Origin of the sequence: Actinotalea sp. (genome assembly GCF_035443605.1) — a bacterium.
GTDB lineage: Bacteria > Actinomycetota > Actinomycetes > Actinomycetales > Cellulomonadaceae > Actinotalea.
Genome location: NZ_DAORSQ010000119.1, coordinates 1 through 6923 on the forward strand (window position 1 = coordinate 1; position 6923 = coordinate 6923).

The 6923-nt window shown below is 72.2% G+C and carries 5 protein-coding genes; 2 read left to right on the plus strand and 3 right to left on the minus strand.

Translation table 11 applies throughout. The features are described from left to right. From PKY62_RS11390 to PKY62_RS11400, 3 genes are all read right to left on the minus strand, one after another. Window positions 1-1375 (minus strand): acetolactate synthase large subunit (locus PKY62_RS11390; RefSeq protein WP_324537055.1); only part of this gene is annotated, 1375 nt, incomplete at its 3' end. A gap of 437 nt (window positions 1376-1812) precedes the next feature. Continuing rightward, on the minus strand, window positions 1813-3537 hold the full coding sequence (ilvD, locus tag PKY62_RS11395; RefSeq protein ID WP_324537047.1) for a dihydroxy-acid dehydratase: 1725 nt from the start codon (window positions 3535-3537) through the stop codon (window positions 1813-1815). Between the two features lie 55 nt (window positions 3538-3592). Next, window positions 3593-4297 carry a 4a-hydroxytetrahydrobiopterin dehydratase gene (locus tag PKY62_RS11400; RefSeq protein WP_324537049.1) on the minus strand — a complete coding sequence of 235 codons (705 nt, stop codon included), beginning with the start codon at window positions 4295-4297 and terminating at the stop codon, window positions 3593-3595. Window positions 4298-4437: 140 nt separating this feature from the next. On the opposite strand from PKY62_RS11400, the gene PKY62_RS11405 reads away from it, so the two are divergent. Both PKY62_RS11405 and PKY62_RS11410 read left to right on the plus strand, forming a co-directional pair. Further along, on the plus strand, window positions 4438-5730 hold the full coding sequence (locus tag PKY62_RS11405; RefSeq protein WP_324537051.1) for an ABC transporter substrate-binding protein: 1293 nt from the start codon (window positions 4438-4440) through the stop codon (window positions 5728-5730). A 5-nt stretch (window positions 5731-5735) separates the two neighbouring features. Further along, window positions 5736-6773, plus strand: a complete 1038-nt coding sequence (locus tag PKY62_RS11410; RefSeq protein WP_502875835.1) for a carbohydrate ABC transporter permease — start codon at window positions 5736-5738, stop codon at window positions 6771-6773. Window positions 6774-6923: the final 150 nt, after the last annotated feature.

Genomic DNA, 6923 nt, shown 5'->3' on the forward strand with positions numbered 1-6923 from the left:
TCGCGCAGGTGGCGAGCTCCTGGTTGGTCATCTGGAAGCAGCCGTCGCCGTCGATGGCCCAGACGGTGCGCGCCGGGTCGCCCACCTTGGCGCCCATGGCGGCGGGCACCGCGTAGCCCATGGTCCCCAGGCCACCCGAGTTGAGCCAGGCGTTGGGCCGCTCGTAGCGGATGAACTGCGAGGCCCACATCTGGTGCTGGCCCACGCCGGCGACGAACACCGACTCGGGGCCGGAGATCGCGCCGATCCGGGAGATGACGTGCTGCGGCGACAGGTGGCCGTCGTCCGGCTCGGTGAACCCCAGCGGGAACGTCTCGCGCCAGTCGTCGATCTGGCGCCACCAGCCCTCGAGGTCCGGCTTGCCGTGCTGCGCGTGCTCGCGGGCGAGCTCCGGCAGCAGCTCGGCGATGACCTCGCGCAGGTCGCCGACGATGGGCACGTCCACGCGGCGGTTCTTGCCGATCTCGGCCGGGTCGATGTCCGCGTGCACGATCGTCGCGTGCGGTGCGAAGGACGACAGCTTGCCGGTCACGCGGTCGTCGAACCGGGCGCCCAGGGCGACGATGAGGTCCGCCTTCTGCAGCGCGGCGACCGCCGGGACGGTGCCGTGCATGCCCGGCATGCCCAGGTTCTGCGGGTGGGAGTCGGGCAGTGCGCCGCGGGCCATGAGGGTGGTCACGGCGGGTGCGCCCGACGCGTCGACCAGCTGGCGCAGCTCGGCTGACGCCCCGGAGCGGATCGCGCCGCCGCCGACGTACAGCACGGGGCGGCGGGCGGTCGCGAGCAGCCGGGCGGCCTCACGGACCTGCTTGGCGTGCGGCTTGGTCACCGGGTGGTAGCCGGGCAGGTCGATCGACTCGGGCCAGTGGAACGTCGTCGTCGCCTGCTGGGCGGTCTTGGCGATGTCCACGAGCACCGGGCCGGGGCGGCCGGTCCGGGCGATGTGGAACGCCTGGGCGATGACGCGCGGGATGTCGTCCGCGTTGGTGACGAGGAAGTTGTGCTTGGTCACCGGCAGCGTGATGCCGACGATGTCGGCCTCCTGGAACGCGTCCGTCCCGATGAGCGGCGCACCCACCTGGCCCGTGATCGCCACGAGCGGCACCGAGTCCATGTTCGCGTCGGCGATCGGCGTGACGAGGTTGGTGGCGCCCGGCCCGGACGTCGCGATGCACACGCCGACCTTGCCGCTGGTGTAGGCGTAGCCCGTCGCGGCGTGCCCGGCACCCTGCTCGTGGCGCACGAGGATGTGCCGCAGGACCCTGGAGTCCATGAGGGCGTCGTACGTCGGCAGGATCGCCCCGCCCGGCAGGCCGAACACGGCGTCGACGCCGGCGGCCTCGAGGGAACGGACGATCGCCTGCGCACCGGTCATCGTCTCGCCGCGCCCCGAGACCCGCAGGTCCGCCGGGGTCACACCGACCGACGGGACGGCGCCCGGGTCGGGGGACGTCGTCTGCGTCGTCGATCGGCTGGCTCCGGCGGGAGGCGCCGGGTGAGGGCCCTGGACCATCGTTGCTCTCCCTGTGTCGATGCTGGCGGGCACGGGGTGCCCGGGTCCTGCTCCCGGCTGGCGACGCCGCCTGCCGGTTCGGAACATGAAAAAACCCCTCGGCCCGGTGGGGCACAACGAGGGGTGGGCGCGGGCCGGGTGCCGGCCAGCGCCTAGAGAACTACGAGGTGGATCGTCTGCACGTCGGTGAGCGTACGCCTGCCGCGCGCCGTTGTCACGCGCGGACCAATCCATCTCACCATACGGATCACGAGTCCGCGATTCGAGACGCCCCCCAGGCGCGAACCGGGACCTTGGTCTCAGGCGAGCACCGCACCGGTCGACGCCGACTGCACCAGCTTCGTGTACTTGCCCAGCACGCCGCGCGTGTACCGCGGGGGCAGCGGGGCCCAGCCGGCCGCCCGCTCGGCGAGCTCCGCCGGGTCGACGAGCAGCTCCAGCAGCTCGCCCGCCATGTCGAGGCGGATCCGGTCCCCGTCCCGCACGTGCGCGATCGGGCCGCCGTCGGCGGCCTCGGGGGCGACGTGCCCGACGCACAGCCCGGTGGTCCCGCCGGAGAACCGGCCGTCGGTGAGCAGCAGCACGTCCTTGCCGAGGCCGGCGCCCTTGATCGCGCCGGTGATCGCCAGCATCTCGCGCATCCCGGGGCCGCCCTTGGGGCCCTCGTAGCGGATGACGACGACGTCCCCCGCCGCGATGGTGCCGTCCTCGAGCGCGTCGAGCGCCGCCCGCTCGCGCTCGAACACGCGCGCCGTGCCCTCGAAGACGTCCGAGTCGAAGCCGGCGCTCTTGACGACGGCTCCCTCGGGCGCCAGCGAGCCGTGCAGGATCGTGATCCCGCCCGTGCGATGGATGGGGTTGTCCAGCGCCCGCAGGATCTTGCCGTCCGGGTCCGGCGGGGCGATCTCAGCGAGGTTCTCGGCGACCGTGCGGCCGGTGACCGTGAGGCAGTCGCCGTGGAGCAGGCCGGCGTCGAGCAGCGCCTTCATGACCACCGGGACCCCGCCGATGCGGTCGACGTCGTTCATGACGTACCGGCCGAACGGCTTGAGGTCGCCCAGGTGGGGCACCTTCGCCGCGACGCGGGAGAAGTCCGCCAGCGTGAGGTCCACCTCGGCCTCGTAGGCGATGGCCAGCAGGTGGAGCACGGCGTTGGTCGAGCCGCCGAAGGCCATGACGACGGCGATGGCGTTCTCGAACGCCTCCTTGGTCATGATCTGGCGCGCGGTGATCCCCCGGCGCAGCAGCGCGACGACGGCCTCCCCCGAGCGCACGGCGTACGCGTCGCGCCGTCGGTCGGCCGACGGCGGCGCGGCGGAGCCGGGCAGGGACATGCCCATCGCCTCGGCGACGGACGCCATGGTGTTGGCCGTGTACATCCCGCCGCAGGCCCCCTCGCCGGGGCAGATGGCGCGTTCGATGAGGTCGACGTCCGCGCGGCTCATGAGGCCCCGCGCGCAGGCTCCGACCGCCTCGAAGGCGTCGATGATCGTGACCTCCTTCTCGGTGCCGTCGGTGAGCTTGACCCACCCGGGCGCGATCGAGCCGGCGTAGAGGAACACGGCGGCCAGGTCCAGGCGCGCGGCGGCCATGAGCATGCCCGGCAGTGACTTGTCGCAGCCCGCCAGGAGCACCGAGCCGTCGAGGCGCTCGGCCTGCATGACGGTCTCGACGCTGTCGGCGATGATGTCGCGGCTGACCAGCGAGAAGTGCATCCCCTCGTGGCCCATCGAGATGCCGTCGGACACCGAGATGGTGCCGAACTCGAGGGGGTAGCCGCCGGCGGCGTGCACCCCGTTCTTGGCCGCCTTGGCCAGCCGGTCGAGCGAGAGGTTGCACGGCGTGATCTCGTTCCAGGAGCTCGCCACCCCGATCTGCGGCTTGGCGAAGTCCTCGTCGCCCATGCCGACGGCGCGCAGCATGCCCCGCGCGGCCGTGGCCTCGAGGCCGTCGGTCACCTGCCTGCTGCGCGGCTTGAGGTCGATGCCCGTGCCGGTGCCTGCTGAGGAAGGCTCGCTCGTCATCCCCGGAGTCTAGGACGCCTGCCGACGGCCGCCCGGTGAGCGGTCCCCGCGCAGGTCACGCGCCCTCGCGCCCCTGCCACGTGCACACGCAGGCCTCGTTGCCCTCGGCGTCGGCGAGCACCCAGAAGGCGGGTGCCCGGCGGTCGCTGACCAGCCGCCCGCCCGCAGCCAGTGCGGCCTCGACCCGCGCGACTGCCACGTCGTGCGGCACCGACACGTCCAGGTGGACCCGGTTGCGCTGCGGCCGCGGGGCATCCATCTGCTGGAACCACACCGCCGGCCCGATCCCGGCCGGGTCGACGAGCGCGGGCGACGCGTCCGGGGCCTCGGGCCGCTCGTCGACGTAGCCCAGCACCGCCCGCCAGAACGGCTGCACGGCCGCGATGTCGAGCGCGTCGACGGCGATCTCCAGCGCCTGCCCTGCGACCGCCCGGCCGGCGTCGGTGCGCCCCGCGTCCGTCCGGACCGCGTCGACCCCCAGCGCATCGGCGATCTCGCTGATGCCGGCGGCCAGGGCGACGTCCCGCTCCGTCAGCCCGCCGGCGTCGTGGCTGACGACCGCCACGTGCACGAGCGTGTACCGCAGGTCGACGTCGGGGTGGTGGCCGTGGCGGTCCGCCAGCTCGGCGACGCGCGCGACGAGGGCGGCGCCCCGCTCGAAAGTGCCGGTCGCGAAGGTCGCGTGCAGCCGGCCGAGGACCACCCGCCAGTGGCGCGGGTCGACGGACGACGTGACGACGGCCGGGCGCAGCAGGTTCATCGGGCCACTGTCACACCGCCGGGCCGCACGCGCGATCCCGTCGTTAGTAAAACGTTATCGACAACGATTGACGAACCTGCGAGGACGCTGCAACACTCGAGCCGCAGCACCCCCCTTCCACGATGACGAGGAGATCCCCGATGAAGAGGACACCCCTGAAGGCCATGGCGGTGGGCGCGTCCATCGCCCTGCTCGCCGCCTGCGGCTCGACCGCAGACGCAGAGCCCGAGGCCACGGAGGGCGGTGACGTGACCGTCACCTGGTGGCACAACTCGAACACCGGTGACGGCAAGGACTACTACGACACCGTCGCCGCCGACTTCGAGGCCGCCAACCCCGGCGTGACCGTCGAGGTCAACGCCATGCAGCACGAGGACATGGTCACCAAGCTCGAGGCCGCGTTCCAGAGCGGCGACACCCCGGACATCTACATGGAGCGCGGGGGCGGCGAGCTCGCCGACCACGTGGCGGCCGGCATCACCATGGACATCTCCGAGGCCGCGGCCGACACCATCGAGGCCATCGGCGGCTCCGTCGCCGGCTGGCAGGTGGATGGCAAGACCTACAGCCTGCCGTTCTCCGTCGGCGTCGTCGGGTTCTGGTACAACAAGGCGCTCTTCGAGCAGGCCGGGATCACCGAGACGCCGACCACGTGGGACGAGTACTACGACGTGCTCGACCAGCTCAAGGCCGCCGGGATCGAGCCGATCTCGGTCGGCGCCGGTGACAAGTGGCCCGCCGCGCACTACTGGTACTACTTCGCGCTGCGTCAGTGCTCGCAGGACGTCCTCAGCGAGGCCGTGACCTCGCTCGACTTCTCCGACGAGTGCTTCGTGCGCGCCGGCGAGTCCCTCGAGGAGCTCATCGCTGCCGAGCCCTTCAACGCAGGGTTCCTCGCCACCCCGGCCCAGACCGGCCCCACCAGCGCGTCCGGGCTCCTGGCGACCGGCAAGGTCGCCATCCAGCTCATGGGTCACTGGGAGCCCGGCGTGATGCAGGGACTCACCGAGGACGGCACCGGCCTGGGTGAGAACACCGGCTGGTTCGCGTTCCCGGCCGTCGACGGCGGCGAGGGCGAGCAGACCGCCGCGCTGGGCGGCGGCGACGCGTGGGCCGTGTCCGAGGGTGCGCCCGACGCCGCGGTCGACTTCGCCGAGTACCTGCTGTCCGACGAGGTCCAGAAGGGCTTCGCCGAGCTCGACATGGGCCTGCCGACCAACCCGAGCGCGTCGCAGTACGTCTCGGACCCGGCACTCGCCGCGCTCCTCGAGGTCCGCGACGCCGCGCCGTACGTCCAGCTCTACTTCGACACGGCGTTCGGCGCCTCCGTCGGCGGGGCGATGAACGACGCGATCGCCCTGATGTTCGCCGGCCAGGCCACCCCGCAGGACATCGTCGACGCCACCCAGGCGGCGGCTGACGCGGAGGGGTGAGCGACGTGGCAGACGACGCGACCGCCCCCGTGGGCACCACCGCCTCGCCTGCGACGTCCTCCACGCTGGTCCCGGCTGCCGGTCGCGCTTCGGCGCGACCGGTGGCCGGGGCCGCCGGCGGACGCCGCGGAACGGGCTCCTCCCTCCGCATGCGCCTGGAGATCGCCTTCTTCGTGGCGCCCGCCCTGATCGTCTTCATGTTCTTCGTCGTGTGGCCCATCGTGAAGGCCGTCCAGTTCTCGGCCTACCGGTGGAAGGGCTACGGCCCCCTGATCGACTTCGTCGGCCTGCAGAACTACGTCGCGGTGCTGGGGAACGAGGTCTTCACCGACGCGCTGCGTCACAACCTCATCATCGTGGTGGCATCGGTCGCCATCCAGCTCCCCCTGGGGCTCGGCATCGCCCTGCTGCTCAACCGCAAGATGTGGGGCCAGGGCGTGCTCCGCACCATCATCTTCGTGCCGTACGTCCTCGCCGAGGTCATCGCGGGTGTCGTGTGGTTCCAGCTCCTGCAGCCCCGCTACGGGGTCATCGACACCCTGCTCGCCTCGGTCGGGCTGAGCGGGCCGGAGCAGGGCTGGCTCGGCACACCCGAGTACGCCCTCGCCACCGTCGTGGTGGTGCTCACCTGGAAGTACCTCGGACTCGCGGTCATCCTGTTCCTCGCCGGGCTCCAGGGCGTGCCGGAGGAGCTCTACGAGGCCGCCGCGATCGACGGTGCCACGTGGTGGCAGGTGCAGACCCGGATCACCATCCCGCTGCTCGGGCCCACCCTGCGGACCTGGACGTTCCTGTCCATGATCGGCTCGCTCCAGCTGTTCGACATGGTCTGGATCCTCACGGGCGGCGGTCCGGCCAACGCCACCACCACCATGGCGACCTTCCTCATCACCGAGGGGACCAAGCGGTCGAACTACGGGATCGCCTCGGCCGCATCGGTCGTCCTGTTCGTCGTCGCCCTCGTCATGGCCCTGCTGTACCAGCGCTTCGTCCTGCGCCGTGACCACCAGGACCCCGCTCCCCGGAAGAAGGCCGCGCGATGAGCACCGACACCCTCACCCCCCGGTCCGCAGCCCCGAGGTCTCGGCGGCGGCGCGCGACGTCCCTGTCCGGCGGCAACCCGCTCGTCTACGCCATCGCCCTCGTCGTCGTCGCGATGACCCTCGGCCCGGTGCTCTACGGCGTGCTCAGCG